This is a genomic window from Promicromonospora sukumoe 327MFSha3.1, assembly GCF_000385135.1.
Classification (GTDB): domain Bacteria; phylum Actinomycetota; class Actinomycetes; order Actinomycetales; family Cellulomonadaceae; genus Promicromonospora; species Promicromonospora sukumoe_B.
In genome coordinates, this window is sequence record NZ_ARQM01000011.1 from 963150 (window position 1) to 983775 (window position 20626).

Sequence of the window (20626 nt, forward strand, 5' to 3'; positions counted from 1 at the left end):
TTGACCCGTGGCAGACCGGATCCCTACGGGAGTACCCACCCGACCAGGACCCAGGCCTCGGGTCGACATCCCGTATCCACGTCTCTCCCCAGGGCTGCGCAGCTACTTCGCGACCGAGGGCGGGGGCGCGACGCTGCTGCTCGCGGCGTCGGCGATCGCGCTGGTCTGGGCGAACGTCGCAGGCGGCTCCTACGAGGCCGTGTGGGACACGCCGATCAACCTGACGGTGGGTACCTGGGAGCTGCACCTGTCGCTGCACCACTGGGTCAACGACTTCCTCATGGCCGTGTTCTTCCTGGTGGTCGGCGTGGAGGTCAACCGGGAGCTGACGGTCGGCGAGCTGCGCAGCTTCCGCGCCGCGTCCGTGCCGCTGTTCGGGGCCATCGGCGGGCTGGCCGTGCCGATCGGCATGTACCTGCTGATCAACCCGTCGGGGCCGGACGCCGCGGGCTGGGGCCTGCCGATGTCCACGGACACGGCGTTCGTGATCGGCGTGCTCGCGCTGGTCGGGCCGCGCTGCCCGGACCAGCTGCGCATCTTCCTGCTGACGCTGGCGATCTTCGACGACATCGGCGCCATCGCCCTGCTCGGCATCTTCTACTCCGACGCGCTCATGGTCGGGGCGCTGGTGCTCGCGGCGTTCCTGGCGGTCGTGCTGTTCGCGATGCGCTGGATCGGCATCTGGCAGATCGCGCCCTACCTGCTGGTGGGCGCCGTGCTGTGGGTCGTGGTGCTGGAGTCCGGGCTGCACCCCACCCTGGCGGGCGTGGTGGTGGGTCTCGCGGTGCCGACGGCGCGCCGTGGGCACGACGACGAGGCGCGCTGGTACTTCCGGGTCTACGGACGCGCCCTGATGGAGGAGCTCGACCCGGCCCGTTCCCGGCTCGCGGTCAGCGCCGCGCGGTCGGCGGTCCCGACGAGCGACCGGCTGCTCGACGCGCTGCACCCGCTGAGCTCGTACGTCGTGGTGCCGGTGTTCGGGCTCGCGAACGCGGGTGTGGTGCTGTCCGGGGAGTCGATCAGCGCCGCCGTGTCGAGTCCCGTCACGCTCGGTGTGCTGGTGGGCCTGGTCCTGGGCAAGGGGATCGGCGTCTTCGCCGGAGCGATGATCGCGCTGGTCACCGGGCTGGGCACCCTGCCCGGCCAGGTGCGGTACGGGCACCTGGCCGGGGGTGCGTTCCTGTGCGGCATCGGCTTCACCATCGCGCTCTTCGTCAGCGAGCTCGCGTTCGACGACGAGGCGCTGATCAACGAGGCCAAGGTCGGCATCCTGCTCGGGTCCCTGCTGGCCGGGGTCATCGGCGCGGTGATCCTGCGGTACTTCGGCGACCGGCTGCCCCTGTGCTCGCCGAACGAGGCCACCGGCCCGCCGCCGCTGCCCGAGGGGGCGTGGCGCCCGCCGGCGTGAGGACGGGCGCCGTCGGGTGTCACCCCTGCCCGTGTGCCGGGGTGGAGTCGTCGTCTGCCCTGCCGACCGGTGGTCTCGCCGTAGCGGCCGCCTCCTCGCGGGCCAGGAAGCTGCCGAGCTCGCCGATGGTGCTCATCAGCGGCGCCGGGAACACGACCGTGGTGTTCCGGTCGACGCCGAGCTCGACCAGCGTCTGCAGGTTGCGCAGCTGCAACGCCAGCGGGTGCACCATCATGATGTCGGAGGCGTCGCCCAGCCTCGTGGCTGCGAGCTGCTCGCCCTCGGCGTTGATGATCTTCGCGCGCTTCTCCCGCTCGGCCTCGGCCTGCCGTGCCATGGCGCGCTTCATGGTCTCGGGCAGCTGGATGTCCCGGAGCTCGACCAGCGTGATCCGGAGGCCCCATCCGGTGGTCGTGCGGTCGAGGATCAGGCGGATGGCGTCGTTGATCCGGTCGGTCTCCGCCAGGATCTCGTCCAGCGCGTGCTGCCCGACGACGTTCCGCAGCGTGGTCTGGGCGATCTGGTTGATGGCCGCGGAGACGTTCTCGATCTCGATCACGGACTTCACGGCGTCGACCACCCGGAAGTAGGCGACGGCGGCCACGTCGACGCTCACGTTGTCCTTGGTGATGATGCCCTGCGACTGGATCGGCATCGTGACGATCCGCAGGGAGATCCGGTGCAGCACGTCGACCACCGGGATGATGACCTGGAGGCCCGGCTCACGGGTGCCCTTGAGCCGGCCGAACCGGAAGAGCACGCCTTTCTCGTACTGCTTGACGATCTTGATCGCCATCGCCAGGCCGATCACGACGAGGACGACGACCACGATCAGGATCCAGGCCCAGGTGCTCATCGGGATGCTCCGCAGGGTCCGCGCGAGGAGCAGTCAGCCGGCGGGCCGGCGTTCGACGTCGTCATGACGCCTACCTCTCAGGAAGATTCAGGACCGGGTCCCGGGCAGAGGCGTCCTGGGCCGTCCATTTCTCACGATACTCCGGCGGCGAGGGGGCGCGGCCGGGGGTTTCCGCCGTCGGCCGGGTGGGCTACGGGTGCCTCGGGGGATGCGTTCCGCCGTTGGCTGGTTCCCCTTTGAAGCCTAAGTTTCTCCGCTTTGGCGCTCGGGAAAGCGAAGAAACTTAGGCCTCGAAGGGGAGTGGGGCGGATGGTCGGTAGTTTGGCTGCAGACCGTGGTCGGTCCGTCAGTTGGCGAGGAACGTCTCCAGTGCGTTCAGGTGGTCCCGGACCGGGCCCGCCGTCAGGACGCCGCTGCCCGCCGCGATCTCGGCGGCGGCCGGGGTCAGGGCCGCGCGGGCGCGTTCGGCCATGCGGCGCTCGCCCACCGCGACGGCCGCGCGGCCGGCGAGGATCCAGAGGACCTCGGCCAGGAGGCCTGGCGGAGGGTCCGGGATCCGGCGGACGGCCCTTGCCGCCGCAGTGATCGCCGCCGCGCTCGCCGTGGCATCTGCGGCGGCGCGGGCCAGGAGCAGGTGCGGGCGGGCCCAGGGCTCGTAGGGGCCCCAGTTGGCGTCCTCCAGGGTCGGTGCGGTCCCGGCCTTCCTGGGGGACGCTGGTAGCCCCAGCCACACCCGCAGCCCGAGGATTGCCAGCGGCAGCAGGCCCTCGGTGAGCCCGGGCATGCCCGCGCCGTCGAGCGTCGCGGCGGCCGCCCGGTATCGGCGCTCGGCGTCTGCGACGGAGACGGCGTCGTCCGCGCCGGCCGCCGCCGGCAGCGCCCCGAACCACGCTGTGAACACGCCCACCAGCGGCCGCTCGTGCCGCAGCCCGAGGGCCTCGGCGCTGTCCGCGTGCCGCTGCGCGTCGGACCACCGGCCGAGGGCGGACAGGGCCTGCACCCGCACCAGGTGCCCCAGGATCTCGAACGTCGCCAGCCCGTGCCGGGCGGCGAGCGACACGAGCTCGGCGCCGATCGCGTCGCGCTCCGGGGCCAGGCCCGGGTGCTCGAACCGGGTCAGGTACCGTCCGGCCAGCGCGAACGCGAGGACCGCCGGGTCGCCGGACCGCCGGGCGAGCACCTCCGCCTCGTGCGCCGCCTGCGGCCCGCGGGCCCCGGCCAGGCCCCGTGACTCGACGGCCACCGTCGCCAGGAGCTTGGCTCGGACGGCGTCGGGCGCGTCGTCGGGCAGCGCGGCGAGCGTCCGCTCGGCGGCGGCGACCACCTGGGCGGCCAGCTCGGCGTCGTCGGACCGGGTCCAGGCGCCGGGCACGTCGAACGCGCCGATCACGCGCGCGGTGAGGTCCGGGTCTCCGAGCTGCTCCGCGGCGCCGACGGCGGCCACGCGCTGCGCGCGGGCGGCGGCCAGCCCCTCGCCGCCGGTCATCGCCAGGGTGCGCAGCAGCGTGGTGGTGGACTCCAGCCGGGTGCGCGCGCCGGCGGCGACCACCCGCTCGTAGGCCGACGTCGTGTCGCGCCAGACGTCGTCGGCCCCGGGCGTGCCGCCCGTGGCCGGGTCGTGCCGCAGCACCTGCGCCTCCAGCTCCGCCAGCCGCGGCCCCGGGTCGACGCCGAGCTCGCCGGCCAGCATGGCGCGCGCCCGGCGGAGCACCGCCAGCGCGTCGGCCTGCCGGCCCGACCGGTACAGCGCCAGCGCGAGCAGCCGCCAGCCCTCCTCGCGCCAGGGGTGCTCGGTCACGTGCGCGTCCAGGCCTGGCACGACGTCGGCGGCCTCGCCCAGGTTGGTGCGCGCCTCGGCGACGCGCTCGACCGCGACCAGCCGGAGCTCGGCCAGGCGGCCCCGCTCGGCCACGGCCCAGGGCTGCTCCAGCCCCGCGTACGCCGCGCCGCGCCAGGTGCCCAGTGCCCGGTCGAGCGCGGTGCGGGCCGCGGCGGGCGCCAGGTCCCGCGCGCCCGCCACCGCTGCCTCGAACGCCCGGGCGTCCACGTCGGCCTGGCGCAGCGCGTACCCCGGGCCGTCGGTGACGAGCACCCGCGCCGGGGTGCGGGCCGCGCGCCCGGGCTCGATCGCGCGGCGCAGGGCCGCGACGAAGGTGCGCAGCGCCACGAGCGCGCCCTGTGGCGGCTCGTCCCAGAGGTCCTCGACCAGCCGGCCGGCGGTCACCACCCGCCCCCGGGCGGCCACCAGGCGCGCGAGCACCGCTCGCTGGCGCGGGCCGCCCAGCGCTGCCTCGGCGTCGTCGACCCAGGCCGTGACCGGGCCGAGCACGCCCACCCGCACGGATCCGCTCATTGGTTGCTCATTCGTGTCCTGGAGATTGGCGGGCATGACAACGAAGATCCCTGAGTTCGAGTACCAGCGTGTCGCCGTGGGCGACGTGCACCTCAACGTAGCCGTCGGCGGCGCCGGCAGCCCGGTGGTCCTGCTGCACGGGTTCCCGGAGACCCACCTGATGTGGCGGCACGTCGCGGCGGACCTCGCCCGGGACCACACCGTGATCGTCCCCGACCTGCGCGGTTACGGGGACAGCGACAAGCCGGCCGAGCAGGACCGGGACACCTACTCCAAGCGGACCATGGCGCAGGACGTCGTGGAGCTCGCCCGGGCGCTCGGCCACGAGACGTTCGCGCTCGCCGGGCACGACCGCGGCGCCCTCGTCGCGGTCCGCGCCGGCTTGGACCACCCCGACCGCGTGACCCACCTGGCGATCCTGGACGTGCTCCCGACCCTCGACATGTGGGACGTGCTGCACGGGGCGAACGCGGCCGTCGCGTTCCACCTGTACCTGATGGCCCAGCCGCCCGGCCTCCCCGAGCGGATGATCGAGGGCGCGGCCGACGAGTTCTTCGCGTTCTTCCTCGACGCCTGGGGCACCAGCCAGGAGGCGATCCCGCCCGAGGTCCGGGCGGAGTACCTGCGGGCCTCGCGCGAGGCGGTCCCCTCGATCGTGGCGGACTACCGGGCGTCGGCCGGGATCGACATCGAGCACGACGAGGCCGACCGGGCCGCCGGGCGCCGGATGGCGATGCCTGTCACCGTGCTCCAGCAGGACTGGGGCGCCGCGCTCGGCTACGACGCCGCCGGCCTGTGGTCGGCCTGGGCCGCCGACCTCGACCACCGCACGGTGACCGCCGGCCACTTCATGGCCGAGCAGGCCCCGGACGAGATCGTCGGCCACCTGCGCGCGCTGCTCGCGCGCCAGCAGTCACCTACCGACCCCAGCGGGACGCGCGCTTGCGCGACAGGCCCATCGTGTCCCGCAGGTCGGTGACGGTGACGTCGCCCAGGTAGGGCTCGCCGTTGATGAACAGCGTCGGCGTGCCGTGCACGCCGGCGTCGATCCCGTCCTGGTAGTCCGTGCGGACGGCGTCGGCGAACTTCTGCGCCCCGTCGCCCACCAGTGCGGAGGTGTCCAGGTCGAGCTGCTCGCCGTACCGGACGATCGACGCGTCGTCGAGGCTGTCCTGGTGCTTGAAGAGCAGGCCCGCCATCGGCCAGAACGCGCCCTGGTGGCCCGCGGCCTCGGCCGCCAGGGCCGCGGTGAGCGCGTACGGGTGCGGCTCGAACAGCGGGAAGTGGCGCCAGACCAGGCGGACCTGGCCGTCCGAGCCGTTGATGAGCTCGTGCAGCACCGGCTTGGCGGCCCCGCAGTAGGGGCACTCGAAGTCGCCGAACTCCACGATGGTGAACGGCGCCTCCGGGTTGCCGTAGGCCCAGCGGAACGCGAAGTCGTCGGCGTCGTGCGCGGCCGCCGGCACGGCGCTGGCGGTCGCCTCGCGCGTGCCCTTCTCGGACTCGTCGGTCGTCATGTCGCTCATGATCCCACCACCGCCGCGGGTCGCGCCGGGACGGCGGCGTCGAGCAGGGTCTCGGCGGCGGCCCGCGCGTGGTGCGCGGCGTCCGGCGTACCCGCGATGGCGGCCGTGGTCTGCGCGCCCTCGGCCAGGATGGCGAGCTGGGGCGCCAGGGCGGGCGGGGCCCCGGCGTCGGCCACGAGCTGGGCGACGTACTGCTGGAAGGTGCGCTTCTGCTCGCGGACGGCGTCCGCCACCGCGGTCGACGACGCGCCCAGCTCGCCGTGGGTGTTGATGAACGCGCACCCGCGGAAGTCCGGCTCGCGGAACCAGGCGTCGAGGAAGTCGAAGATCGCCAGGATGCGTTCGCGCGCCGTGGTGGCCCGCTCGGACGCGGACGCGAGCCCGCTGTCCCAGACCCCGGTGCGGTGGTGCAGGACGGCGACGATCAGCTCGTCCTTGGAGGCGAAGAGCGAGTAGATCCGCTTCAGCGAGACGCCCGCCGCCGTCCGCACCGCGTCCATGCCCACGGCCTGCACGCCGCGCGCGTAGAACAGCTCGTCGGCGGCCCGCACCACGGCCTCGCGGGCGGCGTTCTCGTCCATCATCGCGATCTCACCCCGTCTTCCGTCCCGCACGACTTGCGCGGAGAACGTTCGTTCTCTACTGTAACGGATGTGGGCGGAGAACGAACGTTCTCCACCGGGCGAAGGATCGAGAAGGGGACGGATCATGGGTTTCATCACGGTCGGCAACGAGAACAGCACCCCCACGGAGCTGTACTACGAGGACCACGGATCGGGGCAGCCGGTCGTCCTCATCCACGGGTACCCGCTCGACGGCAACAGCTGGGAGCGGCAGTCGCGTGAGCTGATCGCGGCCGGCTACCGCGTGATCACGTACGACCGCCGCGGGTTCGGCAAGTCGAGCAAGGTCGGCGCCGGGTACGACTACGACACGTTCGCCGCCGACCTGGACACGGTGCTGAACACGCTCGACCTGCGCGACGTCATCCTGGTCGGCTTCTCGATGGGGACCGGCGAGCTCGCCCGCTACGTCAAGAACCACGGCCACGAGCGCGTCGCCAAGCTCGCGTTCCTCGCCTCGCTCGAGCCGTTCCTCGTGGCGGCCGACGACAACCCGACCGGTGTGCCGCAGTCCGTCTTCGACGGCATCGAGGCGGCGGCCCGCGCCGACCGCTTCGCCTGGTTCACGAACTTCTACCAGGACTTCTACAACCTGGACGAGAACCTCGGCTCGCGCATCAGCCAGGAGGTCGTCACGGCGAGCTGGAACACCGCGACGGGCAGCGCGCCGGTCGCCGCGTACGCGGTGGTCTCCGCCTGGATCGAGGACTTCCGGGCCGACGTCGAGGCCGTCCGCGCCGCGGGCAAGCCGTCCCTGATCCTGCACGGGACCAAGGACAACATCCTGCCGATCGACGCCACCGGTCGCGCCTTCCACGCGGCGTTCCCCGAGGCCGAGTACGTCGAGGTCGAGGGCGCGCCGCACGGCCTGCTCTGGACCCACGCGGACGAGGTGAACGAGGCGCTGCTGCGGTTCGTGCGGAGCTGAACCCGCTGGGCGCTGAGCGCCTCGCAGGGTGATCGGTAGAAGGTCAGGTGGTCGGCAGCTCGGGTTGCCGACCACCTGACCTTCTGCCGACCGCCCGGCTGGAGCTGGGCTCAGCGGGGGAGCGGGCCCGTGTACGCGGCGCGCGACCGCTCGACGTCGGACATGTGCGCGTCGCCCCACTCGCCCAGCGCGGCGAAGACGCTCTGCAGACTGCCGCCCAGCTCGGTGATCTCGTACTCCACGCGCGGTGGGACCTCGGCGTAGATCCTGCGCTGGACCAGGCCGTCCCGCTCGAGCTGGCGCAGACGCTGGGTCAGCACCTTCGGCGTCACCCCGATGCGCCGCTCCAGCTCGACGAAGCGCTGGGTCCCGTGCGCCTGCAGCACCCACAGGATCGGCGTGGTCCAGCGGCTGAACACGAGGTCGACGACCGGCGAGATGGGGCAGGCGGTGGCGGGGTCGTCGTCGGGCTGCGGGCACCAGGTGCCGGTGCCGGGCTTGGTGGCGGACGTCGCGTTCGGCATGACAGGCTCCAATACTTTCCTGAGGGAACCTACTGTACTGACGCTCGTAACGTCGGCGGCACGGCGGCCGCAGGGGTCGCCCGGCCCTGGTCCAGGGCTGTGTCCTACCGACAAGGAGCACCCATGATCGTCATCACCGGAGCCACGGGAAACATCGGCCGGCCGCTGGTCGCAGAGCTCGCCCGCCGGGGTCACGACGTCACCGCCGTCTCCCGGGCGGGTGCCGCCCCGCTCGACCACCCGCAGGTCCGCGGCGTGAGTGCCGACCTGGCGGAACCGGCGAGCCTGCGCGCTGCCGTCGACGGCGCTGACGCCATGTTCCTGCTGGTTCCGGGCTCGGGCGGGCACCTGGACACCGAGCGGATCATCGGCACCGCCGCCGACGCCGGTGTGTGGCGGCTCGTCCTGCTGTCCTCGCTGGGCGCCGTCACGCGTGCCGGCTCGGCCTCGCACGGTCCGCTCGCCGAGCTGGAGAAGCGGGTACAGGGCTCGGGCCTGGAGTGGACGCTGCTGCGTCCGGCCGACTTCGCCAGCAACGCGTTCGCCTGGGTGCCGACGGTCCGGGCCGGACGCACCGTCAACGCGCCGTTCGGCGACGTCGCGCTCCCCGCCGTCGACCCGCTCGACATCGCGGAGGTCGCGGCCGCGACGCTGGCCGACGACGGTCACGCGGGCCGCGCCTATGTGCTGACGGGTCCCGCGGCCGTCTCGCCGCGCGAGCGGACCGCGGCGCTCGCTGAGGCGCTGGGTGTCCCGCTGGCCTTCGCCGAGCAGACCCGGGAGCAGGCGCGCGCCGAGATGCTCGCGTACATGCCGGGGTCGGTCGTCGACGGCACCCTCGCGATCCTGGGCGAGCCGACGGCGGAGGAGCAGCTGGTCAGTCCCGACATCGAGACCGTGCTGGGCCGGCCTGCGCACTCCTTCGCGGACTGGGCGCGGAGGAACGCCGCGGCGTTCGGGGGCTGAGCCGGGGATCTCACGGGGCGGGGGCGGGGGTGTGTGCCGGGACTGTGGTGAGTGGGAAATATCGGTCGGCCCGGCTGGCGGCGGGTCTGTCGGTCCGGCCGGTGGGCGGCGGGTCTGTCCGTCCGGCCGAATCCTGACCCGGGGCTCGTCAGAAGGGCGGTTCTGACGAGAAGCGGTCGTTCGTGGGCCGGGCCTTGCCGACGGTCGGGTGTTGTCCGAGGAGGTGTCGGACGTCGTCGGTGGGGCTGGTGAGGTCGTTGCTGACCTGCCCCACCTGGGTGGGCGGGCGTTGGTAGGTGTGGCCGGTGGGTGCTGTCCAGGTGGTGGTCCCGGTTTCGGGGTCGCGCTCCACGTCCCACCCGTGGTGGGTCTTGGCGAGGTGGTGGGCACGGCACAGGGGTTGGAGGTTGGTGGCGCGGGTCTGTCCAGGGGTGCTGGTTGGTTGGACGGAAGTGTCGAGCGCGTGGTCGAAGGGCTGGATGTGATCGAGGTCGGCCCAGCGAGCGGGGCGGTCGCACTGGGGGAAGCAGCAGGTCTGGTCGCGTGCGGTGACTGCCTGGCGCAGGACCTTGCCGGGTTGGTAGCTCGTGGTGGAGTAGTCGGTCAGGATCCCGGTGACGGGGTCGGTCAGCAGTCGCTGCCAGGTCGCGTCGGTCGCTATGCGGGCCGCGGTCTGTGCGGGGATCGGTCCGTAGCCGTCGAGGTGTCCGGGGGCGTCGTCCAGGCCGAGGAGCATGGTGGCCGGGACGGTGACCTTGATCCGCGGCTTGACGATGATGATTCGAACGGTGGTGCCGCCGCAGAGGCATCCGCCGCAGGTGCAGCCGGTCGCGGGCACGGTGGTGCGCGGTAGGGCAGGGTCCGTCGGCGCGGGCCTGGGCCAGGGTCCGGGTGTTCCCAGGTGTCCTGCGCAGGGTGTGGGCGGCCTGCTCGACCGCGTCCCAGATGGCGGCCGCGTCGGTGGCGGGCAGGTTGGCGCTGATCCAGGCCATGGCGTTGTCGGCGGGGTCGAGGTAGACCGCGCGGCGGGTCATCGCCTGCTTGGCCACTTCCGTGGAGCCGTGCAGGCGGGTGGCGTACTGGTTCATCTTGTCGCGCAGCCAGCGGCGGGTGCGGTCGGGTGCCTGGGGCAGGTAGCGGGTGATCGCCTGGTCGCGTTCCTCGACCGTCAGGGGGTTGCCGGAGCGCAGCAGGATGTCGGCCTTGGCGGTGTCTATGAGGCCGTCGTGCAGGGCGTCCATGACCTGGGGGTGCTCGGCCAGGCCGCTCCCACGGGCCATGAGCTTGTTCGCGTCGGTCTGCGGGATGCGCAGGCGGGCGCTGACCTCGGCCGCCGCGGCGGTGTGCTCGGCGGTCCAGCCCCGCCGACGGGCGATCTCAGCGGTGGCACGCGACTGCATCGCTGTGGCCCAGGAGATGACGTCCTGCCAGCGGGCCGCGACGTCCACCAGCTTGGCGTCACCGGCATCCGCCATCTCGACATCGGTGAGCGCGCCGACCAGCGCGGAACCCACCGGCAGATCCATGAGCTCCGGCAGCTTCGTCACACCTGCCCGGTCGGCGTGCTCGAGCACCCGGTCGACGAGCGCGCCTGTGGAGCGTCCGGCGCCCCCGTGAGCCTGCCAGGTCATGGTCGCGGTCGGCAGTGCACCCTCTCCGTCGACGGGCTGCGCGGTCCAGCAGAGTGTGGCGGATGCCGTCGTCGTCCCCGCATGGGCGGGCAGCCGACCGGCAAGGGCGGCTTGGACGGTGCGCTCGACGGCGCCAGCAGGAACGACTATTGTCTTCATCATCCCGCCTTTCGTCATGAAACACACTGATAAGGCCTCCTCGTATCGAATATACGTTCGATCCGATCGCCCTGCATCACCAGATCCGAATCTGTGGACAACTCCGCTCGCCGGCCCCCGGGGGACCTGCTCCGGTGACCAGATCGGTCCGCCCCCGGACCGGATCCGGCCTCCCGCGCCGCGGCCGAGCGGGGCCAGACTGGGGCCATGAACAGAGCGCTGATCGTCGTCGACGTCCAGGAGTCCTTCCGGGTGCGCCCCCTGTGGGCCGACACCCTCAACCCCGGGGTCGCGGAGCCCGTCAACCGGCTGGTCGCCCTCGCCCGCGCGGCCGGCGACCTCGTGGTCTGGGTGCTGCACACCGAGCCGGGGTCGGGTAACCCGTTCGACCCCGCTACCGGTCACGTCCGCCTGTTCGAGGAGCTGGGCGAGCCCCGGCCCGGCGAGCCCGTGCTCCACAAGACCGCGCACAACGCGTTCACCACCACCAACCTCGCCCAGATCCTCACCGCGCGCGGCGTCGGCGAGCTGCGGATCTGCGGCATCCGGGCCGAGCAGTGCGTCGAGACCACCACGCGCGTCGCCTCCGATCTGGGCTACGACGTGACCTTCGTCAGCGACGCCACCACCACCGACCCGCTGGGCCGGTTCAGCGCCGCCGACATCCTGGAGCGCACCGAGACCGTGCTCCGGGACCGGTTCGCGCGCATCGCGACGGTCGCCGATCTCGAGGCCGAGGACGCGGCCGGTACCCCGGCCGAGAACCCGGCCGAGGTGGCAGCATCGACGGCGTGACCACCGTCGTCTTCCTGCTCCTGCCCGGGGTCCACCTGCTCGACCTGGCAGGCCCCGCGCAGGCGTTCTTCACGGCGGGGGACCTCGGCCACCGCTACGACCTGCGGTACGTGTCGGGCGCGCCGGCCGACGTCGGCTCCACCGACGACGCCCCGGCCGACGTCGGCTCCGCCGACGGCGCCCCCGCCGACGCCGCCCCCACCACGGTCCCGTCCGCCCAGGGCCTCCCGCTCCTCGCCGGCACCGACTGGCCCGCGCTGGCCCCGGGCGACCTCGTCGTCGTCCCGGGCTGGCGCGTGGGCGGCGATCCGGGCGCCTGGCCCCGCCTGACCGAGTCCACGCGCGAGCGGCTGCGCGAGCACCACGCGCGCGGCGGCACCGTCGCCAGCGTCTGCGCGGGCTCGGACGCCCTGGGTCAGGTCGGTCTGCTCGACGGCCGCCGCTGCACCACCCACCACGCCGTCCAGGACGCGCTCGCCGCCCGCCACCCGCGGGCGCACGTCGTGCGCGACGTCCTGTTCACCTCGGACGACGGCGTGGTCACCTCCGCCGGGATCGCCAGCGGCATCGACCTCTCGCTGCACCTGCTGGCCATGCGCCACGGCCCGGCGCTCGCGGCCCGGGTGGCCCGCGAGATGGTCGTGTACGCCCGGCGCAACGGGGCGGAGCCGCAGGCCAGCGCGATGCTGCGGCACCGGTCGCACGTCGACGACACGGTCCATCGCGCTCAGGACCACATCGACGAGCACTTCGCACGGACCCTGCCGCTCGCGGACCTCGCGGCGCGCGCCGGTGTGGCCGAGCGCACGCTGACCAGGGCGTTCACCCGGGCCACCGGGGTGACGCCCCTGCGCTACCAGCAGCTCCTGCGGCACGAGCGCGCCGAGCACCTCATCGGCCAGGGCGCCACGGTGGAGCAGGCGGCGCACACGGTCGGCTTCGAGGACGCGCGCTCCTTGCGCCGCCTCCGCGGGTCCCGCTGAGCGTGCCCGCCGAGCGGACCCCGCCGAGCGACGTCAGGCCCCGCCCCGCGGCGTCAGGCCCCCGCCCCGCCGTCCACCTGCAGGATCGCCCCGGTCACGTACGACGCGCGGTCGCTGAGCAGCCACGCCGCGGCCTCCGCGATCTCCTCGGGCTGCGCCCCGCGCCGCAGGGGGATGCCGGGCGCGAGGTGCTCCATGAGCCCGGGCGTGTACTCCTCCCAGGTGCGGATCATCTCGGTGTCCGTGCCGCCCGGGGAGACGGCGTTGACCCGGATCCCCTCCGGGCCGTAGGTGACGGCGGCCGACTCGGTGAGGCTGTTCACGCCCCGCTTCATCGCGCCGTAGGCCGGTAGCACCGGGTTGGCCCGCAGGCTGCCGACGCTGGTGTTGTTGACGATCGCACCAGTACCCGCCGTCGCCCGGATCGCTGCGATCTCGGCGACCATCGACAGCCACGGCCCACGCAGGTTCACCGCGTAGAGGTGGTCGAAGTCGGCCTCGGTGACCTGGTCGACGGGCACGGGCTCCGTGAAGGTCGCGGCGTTGTTGAAGGCGACGTCGAGCCGCCCGTACCGCTCCACGACCTGGTCGACGGCGGCGCGCACGCTCGCGGCGTCGGCCAGGTCGGCCACGGACCAGGTCGCGGTGCCGCCGGCCGCGCGGACCTCCTCGGTCACCGACTCGAGCTGCGCCCGGGTACGGGCGGCCAGGTGCACGACGGCACCCTCCCGGGCGAAGAGCCGGGCCGCGGCGGCGCCGATGCCCCGGCCCGCGCCGGTGACGAAGGCGACCTTCCCGGCCAGGAGGCCGGTGCCGGTCGCCGTGTTCCCGATGGTTGCTGTGGTTTCCATGCCGACGAGCCTGCGCCGCGTCAGCAGGCCCATCCAGGCACCGCGGGTACCTGGCTGTCGGCGCACGACCCTGCCCATACTCGGGACATGGACCGAGCTGGACTGGCCGCGTTCCTGCGGGGCAGGCGCGAGCGCATCACACCCGCCGACGTCGGGCTGCCCGCGGGGCCGCGGCGGCGCACCCCGGGCCTGCGCCGCGAGGAGGTGGCCCAGCTCGCGTTCATCTCGACCGAGTACTACACGCGGCTGGAGCAGGCCCGTGGCCCGCACCCGTCCCGCGAGGTGCTGTCCGGGCTGGTCCGCGCCCTGCGCCTGTCCGACGCCGAGCGCGACCACCTGCACCAGCTCGCCGACGTCCCGCGCGGCCTGCCGCCCGGCCCGCCGCGGGAGGTGCGGACCAGCATCCTGGAGCTCCTGCGCCGCCTGCCGCTCTCCGCGGCGTTCGTGACGTCGGCCGCCCAGGAGGTGCTCGCCTGGAACGACCTCGCGGCGGCCCTCATGGCCGACTTCTCCGCGGCCCCGCGACGCGACCGCAACCTGCTGCGGCAGGCCTTCCTGATCCGCGACGAGCACGGGCGGCGGCTGTACGGCGTGTCGGACGCCGACGAGTTCGAGCACGCGTCGGTGAGCCGGTTCCGGACCGTGCTGGCCCGGTACCCCGGCGACCCCGAGCTGACGGCGCTGCTGGCCGAGCTGCTGGACGGGAGTGCCCGGTTCGCCACGCTGTGGGCGGCCGAGGAGGTGCAGGCCGAGCCGGTGCTGCGCAAGACGTTCCACCATCCGCTCGTCGGCCCGGTCACCGTGAACTGCGACGCGCTCGACATCGCCGACCTGGACCAGCACCTCGTGATCTACACCGCCGACACGGGCTCGTCGTCCGAGGAGGCGCTCCGGCTGCTGTCGGTGCTCGGCACGCAGCGGATGGACGTGCCGATCTAGCGTCGTCCGGGACCTGGTTTCAGACCGCGAGCCCGACGAGCACGGCGATCACGCCCAGCAGCGGCACCAGCCCCTGCTTGAGGGCGGCGCTGCGCTTGCCCGGGTCCGAGATCACCAGCACGAGCGACGCCGCGAACATGGAGCCGGCCCCCGCGAGCACGAGCGCAGTGCCTGCCGCCGTCGACCCGGTGGCCGTCAGGACGATGCCGACGCCCGTGACGATCGCGAGGAACAGGTTGTAGTACCCCTGGTTCAGGGCCAGCGGCTTGGTCACCTCCGCCTCCTGCGCGGTCATGCCGAACGTCGCGAGGGTCCGCTTCTCCGTCCAGGCGAAGGACTCCAGGTAGAAGATGTACACGTGGATGAGCGCGGCGACGCCCGCGAGCACGAGTCCGACGATCAGCAAGGCGGTTTCCTCCGAACGGGTGCGGCCTGACGGGGACGGCGGCCGGCTGGTCGGAAGTATGTCAGGACCTGCCACGACCGGCTCCGGGAATAGCCGGCGCGCCCAATTGGCTCCGTCTCGTATGGAGTGGGAGATGACGGCGCTGCGGCGCGAGCGGCTCACCGCCGGTGACGTGCGGTCCCGGCCCGGTGCCCTGTGGGCCGTCGTGCTCGCCGGCGCCGCGACCCTGGAGACCGCCGACGCCCGGCACCGGCTGCTGCCCGGCGACGCCGTGCTCGTCGACGCCCGGACGGCGCACCGGCTCACCGCCGACGCCGGGACCGACCTCGCGCACGGCGACCTCCGGCGCGTGGCCCCGGGCCCGGTGCTGCCGAGCCCGCTCGTGGTGCGCGGGTTCGACGAGCGGCAGCGCGGCGTCGTCGCGCTCGTGACCGCGTGCCCGCTCGACGCGATCTCCAGCCCGGCCCCGTTCGCCGCGAGCTACGCCGGCCTGATCGGGGCGGCGATGACGGCGCTCTGGCAGCAGGGCCACGCCCTCGACGGGGGCCCGGCGTCCGACGGCGCCATCGGCGCCGGCCCCGCGGACACCCAGGTGGCCGACGTCGTCGCGGCGCTCGCGGCCAGCCCCGGCGAACCGTGGACGCTCGACCGGATGGCGGCGCTCGTGCACCTGTCGCGCTCCGCGCTGACCGAGCGGTTCCGCCGCGCCACCGGGCACAGCCCGATGCAGATGCTGCGCGAGGTGCGCATGCACCGGGCCCGCACGCTGCTCACCGACCGGTGCCTGCCGGTCACGCGCGTCGCGTTCGAGGTGGGCTACGGCTCGGTGGCGGCGTTCAGCCGGGCCTTTGCGTCCGACCACGGCCGCTCGCCGCTCGCGTGGCGGGCCGAACCGGCCCCGACGGCCCAGCCGGCCCCGGCCGTCCCGCCCGCCACGCCGAACCCGGCCCTCGTGCGCCAGGCCCGCCCCTGGGTCCCGTCCGCCCCGCCGACCTCAGCGGCGCGGTACCCGCAGGACCGCCCAGCCGAGGCCGGCCGCGACCGCGGCGGCCGCGCCGACCAGCATCAGCGGCCGGACGCCGTGGCCGTCCAGTAGCGCGCCGCCCAGCGACGACCCGACGGTGATCGCGATCTGGAACGCGGTCACCTGCAGCGACATCGCGGACTCGGCCCGCTCGGACTCGACCCGGGTGACCCAGAGCTGCGAGAACACCGGCACCATGCTCATCGACAGGCCCCACAGCACCACCGCGACGGCCAGCACCGGCACGGTCGAGGCGTATGCCGTCAGGACGAGCGCCGCGGCCAGCGCGAGCGGGGCCGTGGCGGCCAGCGGCCGGAGCCACCGCGCGAGCACCCCGGCGAGCACCGTTCCCACCGCGCCGCCGAGGCCCCAGGCCAGCAGCATCCACGTGGTGGTCGACGGGTCCACCCGCTCGATCGCGATGCGGATGTAGGGGTAGGCGGTGAAGTTGGCGAACGCGACCAGCACCACGCAGGCGATGCCCGCCAGCAGCCGCCGGTTGCGCAGCGCGGCGGTCAGCATCCGCAGGCCCGCGGTCGGGTGGGCCGGCACCGACCGCAGGGTCAGGGCGAGCACGACGGCGCCGAGCGCGGTCAGCACCGCCACGCCCCCGAACGTGGCGCGCCAGCCGACGGCGTCGCCCACCACGGACGCCACCGGGATGCCGACGACCGTCGAGATGCTCGTGCCGAACGCCAGCGCGGACGAGACCACGTGGTCCTTGCCGGGCACCGCGTGGGTGCCGGCGCCGAACGCGAACGACCAGTACCCGGCCAGCGCGATCCCGAGCAGCAGCCGGCCCGCCAGCAGCACGGCGAAGCTGGGCGCGACCGCCACCGCGAGGTTCGACAGCGCGGCCAGCGCGAGCAGGGAGACCAGCACGGTGCGCCGGTCGGCACGGGGCAGCAGCACCGCGATGCTCGGCGCCGTGAGGGCCCCCGCGATGGCGGTCGCGGCCACGGCCAGCCCGGCCGTTCCCTCGCTGACACCGACGTCGGCGGCCAGCGCCGGCAGCACACTGGCCGGCAGGAACTCGCTGAGCACCACCATCGCGATGCCGAACGAGAGGGCGACCACGGGGGTCCAGGTGGGGTCGTCCGACGACGGGGCCACGCCGGGTTCCCGCGGCGTGGTGGTGGTTGTGCTCGTGGTCATGGGACCAGCCTGGGCGCCTCACCGGGCTGCGGGTTGATCGAACGGCGGACGCTGTTGACCGCCCGGCGCGACCTGTGGTCGGCAGAATGTCAGGTGGTCGGCATTCCGAGCTGCCGATCACGTGACGTTCTACCGATCACTCGGCCCGCGGTGCCTCCGCTTCCGCCTCGGCGTGCGGCCGGGTCGCCCGGTCGTGCCGCCAGGCCCGGATGCCCGCGACCACAGACGCCGCGATGACCACGCCGGCCACCACGTAGGCGATGGGCCGCACCGACGGGTCCGACGCCGCGTAGTAGCCCAGCACCGTGATCAGCACCGCCCAGCTCAGGGCACCGAAGATGTTCGCCGTCAGGAACCTGCCGTACGGCATGCGCGTCACGCCCGCGATCACCGGCACGAAGACGCGGGCCCAGGGCATGTACCGGCCGATCACCACGGACCACCAGCCGAACAGGTCGTAGAACCGCTCCGTGCGCACCACGGCGGCCTGCACCCAGCGGCCCCGGCGCGACTCGAGGTACGGCCGCCCGTAGCGGCGGCCCAGCACGAACGCGACCTGGTCGCCCGCCACCGCGGCGACGCCGACGCCGATCGCCAGCACCCAGATGTCGATACGGTCGGTGCTGCCGGCCACGATGCCCGCGCCGAACAGCAGCCCGTCGCCCGTCAGGAACGGGATGAACACACCGACGAAGAACGCGGTGCCGACGAACACGAGGCCCCAGACCACCAGGTAGAAGGCGAGGGGGCCGAGCACGTCGAGCCAGCCGGCGACGTCGTCCGAAACCGCGGTCCTGAGCATCGAGGGGGCCTCCGGTCCTGGGGGAACAACCTGGTTAGGACAGCCTAAGGCGTCGCGGGGAGGTATCCCGCAGGCTCAGGCCCCCGGCCGGTCGATCACCCGGGACATCACCAGCGCCGTGCGCGTCTTGACCACGTGCGTGACGGTGCGGATGCGCTCCACCGTGCGCTCGATCTCCTCCATGCTCGTGGCCATGACGTGCACCATCGCGTCGGCGTCGCCGGTCACGGTGGAGACCCGCACCACCTCGGGGATCGGCGCGAAGTCGCGCTCCAGCACCTTGGGGGAGACGATGCCGGAGCAGAAGATCTCGACGTAGCCCTCCAGGATCCAGCCCATCGCCTGCGGGTCCACGCGCACGGTGAAGCCCGCGATCTCCCCGCGGGCGATCATGAGGTCCACCCGGCGCTTGACCGCGGGCGCCGACAGGCCCACGACGCTGCCGACCTCCTGGTACGTGGCACGCCCGTCGCGCAGCAGCTCTCCGACGATCGCCCGGTTCACGGCATCCATGAACGAATCGTTCAATACAGCGAGCGATCACGCAAGAATCCGCGGCAGGATGCGCAACGGATGCGTGCCTGTTGTGAATCGGTGCGGCCGTAGCCTCGCGCCATGACGCAGACCACCGCGCAGCGGACCGCCACCCCGCGGCACTACCTCATGTGCCCGCCCACGTACTTCGACGTCGTCTACGCCATCAACCCGTGGATGGACCCGTCCTCGCCCGTCGACACCACCAAGGCGCTCGCCCAGTGGGAGGCGCTCCGCACGGCCTACGAGGCCCGCGGTCACAAGGTCGACGTCATCGAGCCCGAGGCGGGCCTGCCCGACATGGTCTACGCGGCCAACGGCGGCATCGTCGTCGGCGGACGGGCGCTCGCCGCCCGGTTCACCTACCCGGAGCGCGCGGCCGAGGGCCCGGCGTACGACCGCTGGTTCGGCACCCCGGCCGCCGAGGGCTACCGCCGGCTCGGCGAGTCGGTCGAGATCATGGAGGGCGAGGGTGACCTGCTGCTCATCGGCAAGCTGCTGCTCGCCGGCACCGGCTTCCGCACCACGCCCGCCGGCCACGCCGAGGTGGCCGAGCGCCTGGAGCTCGCCGAGCAGGGCGTCGAGCTGGTCCCGCTCGAGCTGGTCGACCCGCGCTACTACCACCTCGACACGGCGCTCTCCGTGCTGGACGACGGCGCCGTCTCCGGCGAGGTCGTCGTGGCCTACCACCCCGAGGCCTTCAGCCCCGCCGCGCAGGAGACGCTGCGCGAGAGGTTCCCCGACGCGATCCTGGTCGGTGCCGAGGACGCCGCCGTCCTGGGCCTGAACGTGGTGTCCGACGGGCTGCACGTGTTCCTCAGCGACCGCGCCGGCGCCTACGCCGAGGCGCTCAAGGAGCGCGGCTTCGTGCCCGTGGGCATCGACCTGTCCGAGATCTTCAAGGGCGGCGGCTCGGTGAAGTGCTGCACGCTCGAGCTGCGCCCCGAGACGACGACGCCGTCCGCCCTGCCCGCGCTGACCGGCACCGCCCTGGCCAGCGCCGTCGTCGCCAGCGCGGTGCTCGCCGACGCGGCCGCCGCCACCCCCGCCACCACCGAGGAGACCCGATGACCACCGTCCCGTACCTCGACGTCGCCGCCACCGCCCGCTGGGTGGCCCGCCGCGGCCCGGAGGCCGCCATCGCCGCGCTGACCGACGCCCTGGACCGCGACTTCGCGCGCTGGCCCGAGCTCGACAAGCGTCCCCGCATCGCGTCGCACTCCCCGGAGGGCGTCATCGAGCTCATGCCCACCTCGGACGCGCAGACCTACGGGTTCAAGCTGGTCAACGGGCACCCGCTCAACCCGGCCAACGGCTTCCAGACCGTCACCGCGATCGGCATGCTGGCCGACGTCGGCAACGGGTACCCGACGTTCCTCGCCGAGATGACGCTGCTCACGGCCCTGCGCACGGCGGCCACGTCGGCCCTGGCCGCGCGCTACCTGGCCCCGGCGAACTCGCGGACGCTGGCGCTGATCGGCTGTGGGTCGCAGGCCGAGTTCCAGGCCCTCGGCATGCGCGCCGAGCTGGGCATCGAGACGCTGCGCGTCTTCGACGTCGACCGCGACGCGATGGAGAAGCTGGCGAAGCACGCCAAGGCGCTCGGCTTCGACGTCGTGCTGGCCGACGACGCCGCCGACGCGGTGCGCGGCGCCGACGTCATCACCACCTGCACCGCCGACAAGCAGAACGCGACCGTGCTGCACGACGCCGACGTGACCGGCGGCGTGTTCATCAACGCGATCGGCGGCGACTGCCCGGGCAAGACCGAGCTGGACCCGGCGATCGTGGCCCGCGCGAGCGTGTTCGTCGAGCTGCCGGAGCAGACCCGCATCGAGGGCGAGATCCAGCGCCAGGCCGCCGACTTCCCGGTGACCGAGCTGTGGCAGGTCGTCACGGGCGCCGCGCAGGGCCGCCGGAGCCAGGACGAGCTCGTCGTGTGGGACTCCGTGGGCTTCGCCGTGGAGGACTGGACCGCGCTGAAGTTCGTGCTGGAGGACGTCACGGCCAACGCCCCGGAGCTGCTTCAGCACCTGGACCTCATCGCCGAGCCGACCAACCCGAAGGACCTGTTCTCGCTGGTCGCGGAGGCCTGAGGCACCGCTGGTCGAGCTTGTCGAGACCTGGTGAGGTCTCGACAAGCTCGACCAGCGGTCGTGTCGT

General features: G+C 73.4%; 22 protein-coding genes. 11 read left to right on the top strand and 11 right to left on the bottom strand.

Annotation, left to right across the window (positions count from 1 at the left end; all coding sequences use genetic code 11):
• The first annotated feature begins 7 nt into the window (after positions 1–7).
• Positions 8–1408, top strand: a complete 1401-nt coding sequence (nhaA, locus tag H291_RS30675) for a Na+/H+ antiporter NhaA (protein WP_051109517.1) — start codon at positions 8–10, stop codon at positions 1406–1408.
• Positions 1409–1427: 19 nt separating this feature from the next.
• Here nhaA and H291_RS0118015 read toward each other — a convergent pair whose 3' ends face one another.
• Positions 1428–2264, bottom strand: coding sequence for a slipin family protein (locus tag H291_RS0118015; RefSeq protein ID WP_020016406.1), 837 nt, complete (start codon positions 2262–2264; stop codon positions 1428–1430).
• A 346-nt stretch (positions 2265–2610) separates the two neighbouring features.
• Positions 2611–4617: an AfsR/SARP family transcriptional regulator gene (locus H291_RS0118020; protein WP_020016407.1), complete on the bottom strand. Its 2007-nt coding sequence runs from the start codon at positions 4615–4617 to the stop codon at positions 2611–2613.
• A 34-nt stretch (positions 4618–4651) separates the two neighbouring features.
• Between H291_RS0118020 and H291_RS30680 the strand changes: the two genes are divergently transcribed.
• On the top strand, positions 4652–5596 hold the full coding sequence (locus tag H291_RS30680; RefSeq protein WP_020016408.1) for an alpha/beta fold hydrolase: 945 nt from the start codon (positions 4652–4654) through the stop codon (positions 5594–5596).
• On the opposite strand, the gene H291_RS30685 is transcribed toward H291_RS30680, so the two are convergent.
• Positions 5535–6134, bottom strand: coding sequence for a DsbA family protein (locus H291_RS30685; RefSeq protein ID WP_157237182.1), 600 nt, complete (start codon positions 6132–6134; stop codon positions 5535–5537). The genes H291_RS30680 and H291_RS30685 overlap by 62 nt on opposite strands.
• Before the next feature lie 5 nt (positions 6135–6139).
• Complete coding sequence (locus tag H291_RS0118035) at positions 6140–6727, bottom strand: TetR/AcrR family transcriptional regulator (RefSeq protein WP_020016410.1); 588 nt, start codon at positions 6725–6727, stop codon at positions 6140–6142.
• A 124-nt stretch (positions 6728–6851) separates the two neighbouring features.
• On the opposite strand from H291_RS0118035, the gene H291_RS0118040 reads away from it, so the two are divergent.
• Positions 6852–7694 carry an alpha/beta fold hydrolase gene (locus H291_RS0118040; RefSeq protein WP_020016411.1) on the top strand — a complete coding sequence of 281 codons (843 nt, stop codon included), beginning with the start codon at positions 6852–6854 and terminating at the stop codon, positions 7692–7694.
• 110 nt (positions 7695–7804) lie between these two features.
• On the opposite strand, the gene H291_RS30690 is transcribed toward H291_RS0118040, so the two are convergent.
• Complete coding sequence (locus H291_RS30690; protein ID WP_020016412.1) at positions 7805–8218, bottom strand: winged helix-turn-helix transcriptional regulator; 414 nt, start codon at positions 8216–8218, stop codon at positions 7805–7807.
• Between the two features lie 123 nt (positions 8219–8341).
• On the opposite strand from H291_RS30690, the gene H291_RS0118050 reads away from it, so the two are divergent.
• The gene (locus H291_RS0118050; RefSeq protein WP_020016413.1) at positions 8342–9184 is read left to right on the top strand and encodes an SDR family oxidoreductase; all 843 of its coding nucleotides are present in this window, start codon (positions 8342–8344) and stop codon (positions 9182–9184) included.
• 148 nt (positions 9185–9332) lie between these two features.
• Here the strand turns inward: H291_RS0118050 and H291_RS30695 are convergent, their stop codons facing one another.
• Complete coding sequence (locus H291_RS30695) at positions 9333–10022, bottom strand: HNH endonuclease (protein WP_020016414.1); 690 nt, start codon at positions 10020–10022, stop codon at positions 9333–9335.
• A gap of 79 nt (positions 10023–10101) precedes the next feature.
• Between H291_RS30695 and H291_RS33840 the strand changes: the two genes are divergently transcribed.
• From H291_RS33840 to H291_RS0118075, 3 genes are all read left to right on the top strand, one after another.
• The gene (locus tag H291_RS33840; protein WP_157237139.1) at positions 10102–11004 is read left to right on the top strand and encodes a hypothetical protein; all 903 of its coding nucleotides are present in this window, start codon (positions 10102–10104) and stop codon (positions 11002–11004) included.
• Between the two features lie 177 nt (positions 11005–11181).
• On the top strand, positions 11182–11769 hold the full coding sequence (locus H291_RS0118070) for a cysteine hydrolase family protein (protein ID WP_020016417.1): 588 nt from the start codon (positions 11182–11184) through the stop codon (positions 11767–11769).
• Positions 11766–12752: a GlxA family transcriptional regulator gene (locus H291_RS0118075; RefSeq protein ID WP_020016418.1), complete on the top strand. Its 987-nt coding sequence runs from the start codon at positions 11766–11768 to the stop codon at positions 12750–12752. Before H291_RS0118070 ends, H291_RS0118075 begins: the two co-directional genes overlap by 4 nt.
• Before the next feature lie 53 nt (positions 12753–12805).
• Here H291_RS0118075 and H291_RS0118080 read toward each other — a convergent pair whose 3' ends face one another.
• Complete coding sequence (locus H291_RS0118080) at positions 12806–13603, bottom strand: SDR family NAD(P)-dependent oxidoreductase (RefSeq protein WP_026365877.1); 798 nt, start codon at positions 13601–13603, stop codon at positions 12806–12808.
• An 87-nt stretch (positions 13604–13690) separates the two neighbouring features.
• On the opposite strand from H291_RS0118080, the gene H291_RS0118085 reads away from it, so the two are divergent.
• On the top strand, positions 13691–14542 hold the full coding sequence (locus tag H291_RS0118085; RefSeq protein WP_020016420.1) for a helix-turn-helix transcriptional regulator: 852 nt from the start codon (positions 13691–13693) through the stop codon (positions 14540–14542).
• 19 nt (positions 14543–14561) lie between these two features.
• Here the strand turns inward: H291_RS0118085 and H291_RS0118090 are convergent, their stop codons facing one another.
• A complete protein-coding gene (locus tag H291_RS0118090; RefSeq protein WP_020016421.1) occupies positions 14562–14948 on the bottom strand; it encodes a DUF1304 domain-containing protein in 387 nt (128 codons plus the stop codon).
• Positions 14949–15081: 133 nt separating this feature from the next.
• Between H291_RS0118090 and H291_RS32730 the strand changes: the two genes are divergently transcribed.
• On the top strand, positions 15082–16044 hold the full coding sequence (locus H291_RS32730; RefSeq protein WP_020016422.1) for an AraC family transcriptional regulator: 963 nt from the start codon (positions 15082–15084) through the stop codon (positions 16042–16044).
• On the opposite strand, the gene H291_RS0118100 is transcribed toward H291_RS32730, so the two are convergent.
• The 3 genes from H291_RS0118100 to H291_RS0118110 form a co-directional block, all read right to left on the bottom strand.
• On the bottom strand, positions 15943–17127 hold the full coding sequence (locus tag H291_RS0118100) for an MFS transporter (RefSeq protein ID WP_084468204.1): 1185 nt from the start codon (positions 17125–17127) through the stop codon (positions 15943–15945). The genes H291_RS32730 and H291_RS0118100 overlap by 102 nt on opposite strands.
• Before the next feature lie 136 nt (positions 17128–17263).
• Positions 17264–17929 carry a DedA family protein gene (locus tag H291_RS0118105; protein WP_020016424.1) on the bottom strand — a complete coding sequence of 222 codons (666 nt, stop codon included), beginning with the start codon at positions 17927–17929 and terminating at the stop codon, positions 17264–17266.
• A 75-nt stretch (positions 17930–18004) separates the two neighbouring features.
• The gene (locus tag H291_RS0118110; protein WP_020016425.1) at positions 18005–18442 is read right to left on the bottom strand and encodes an Lrp/AsnC family transcriptional regulator; all 438 of its coding nucleotides are present in this window, start codon (positions 18440–18442) and stop codon (positions 18005–18007) included.
• Between the two features lie 102 nt (positions 18443–18544).
• Between H291_RS0118110 and ddaH the strand changes: the two genes are divergently transcribed.
• Both ddaH and H291_RS0118120 read left to right on the top strand, forming a co-directional pair.
• Entirely contained in the window at positions 18545–19534 is a 990-nt protein-coding gene (ddaH, locus tag H291_RS0118115; protein WP_020016426.1) for a dimethylargininase, read from the top strand.
• The gene (locus H291_RS0118120; RefSeq protein WP_020016427.1) at positions 19531–20559 is read left to right on the top strand and encodes an ornithine cyclodeaminase; all 1029 of its coding nucleotides are present in this window, start codon (positions 19531–19533) and stop codon (positions 20557–20559) included. Before ddaH ends, H291_RS0118120 begins: the two co-directional genes overlap by 4 nt.
• Positions 20560–20626: the final 67 nt, after the last annotated feature.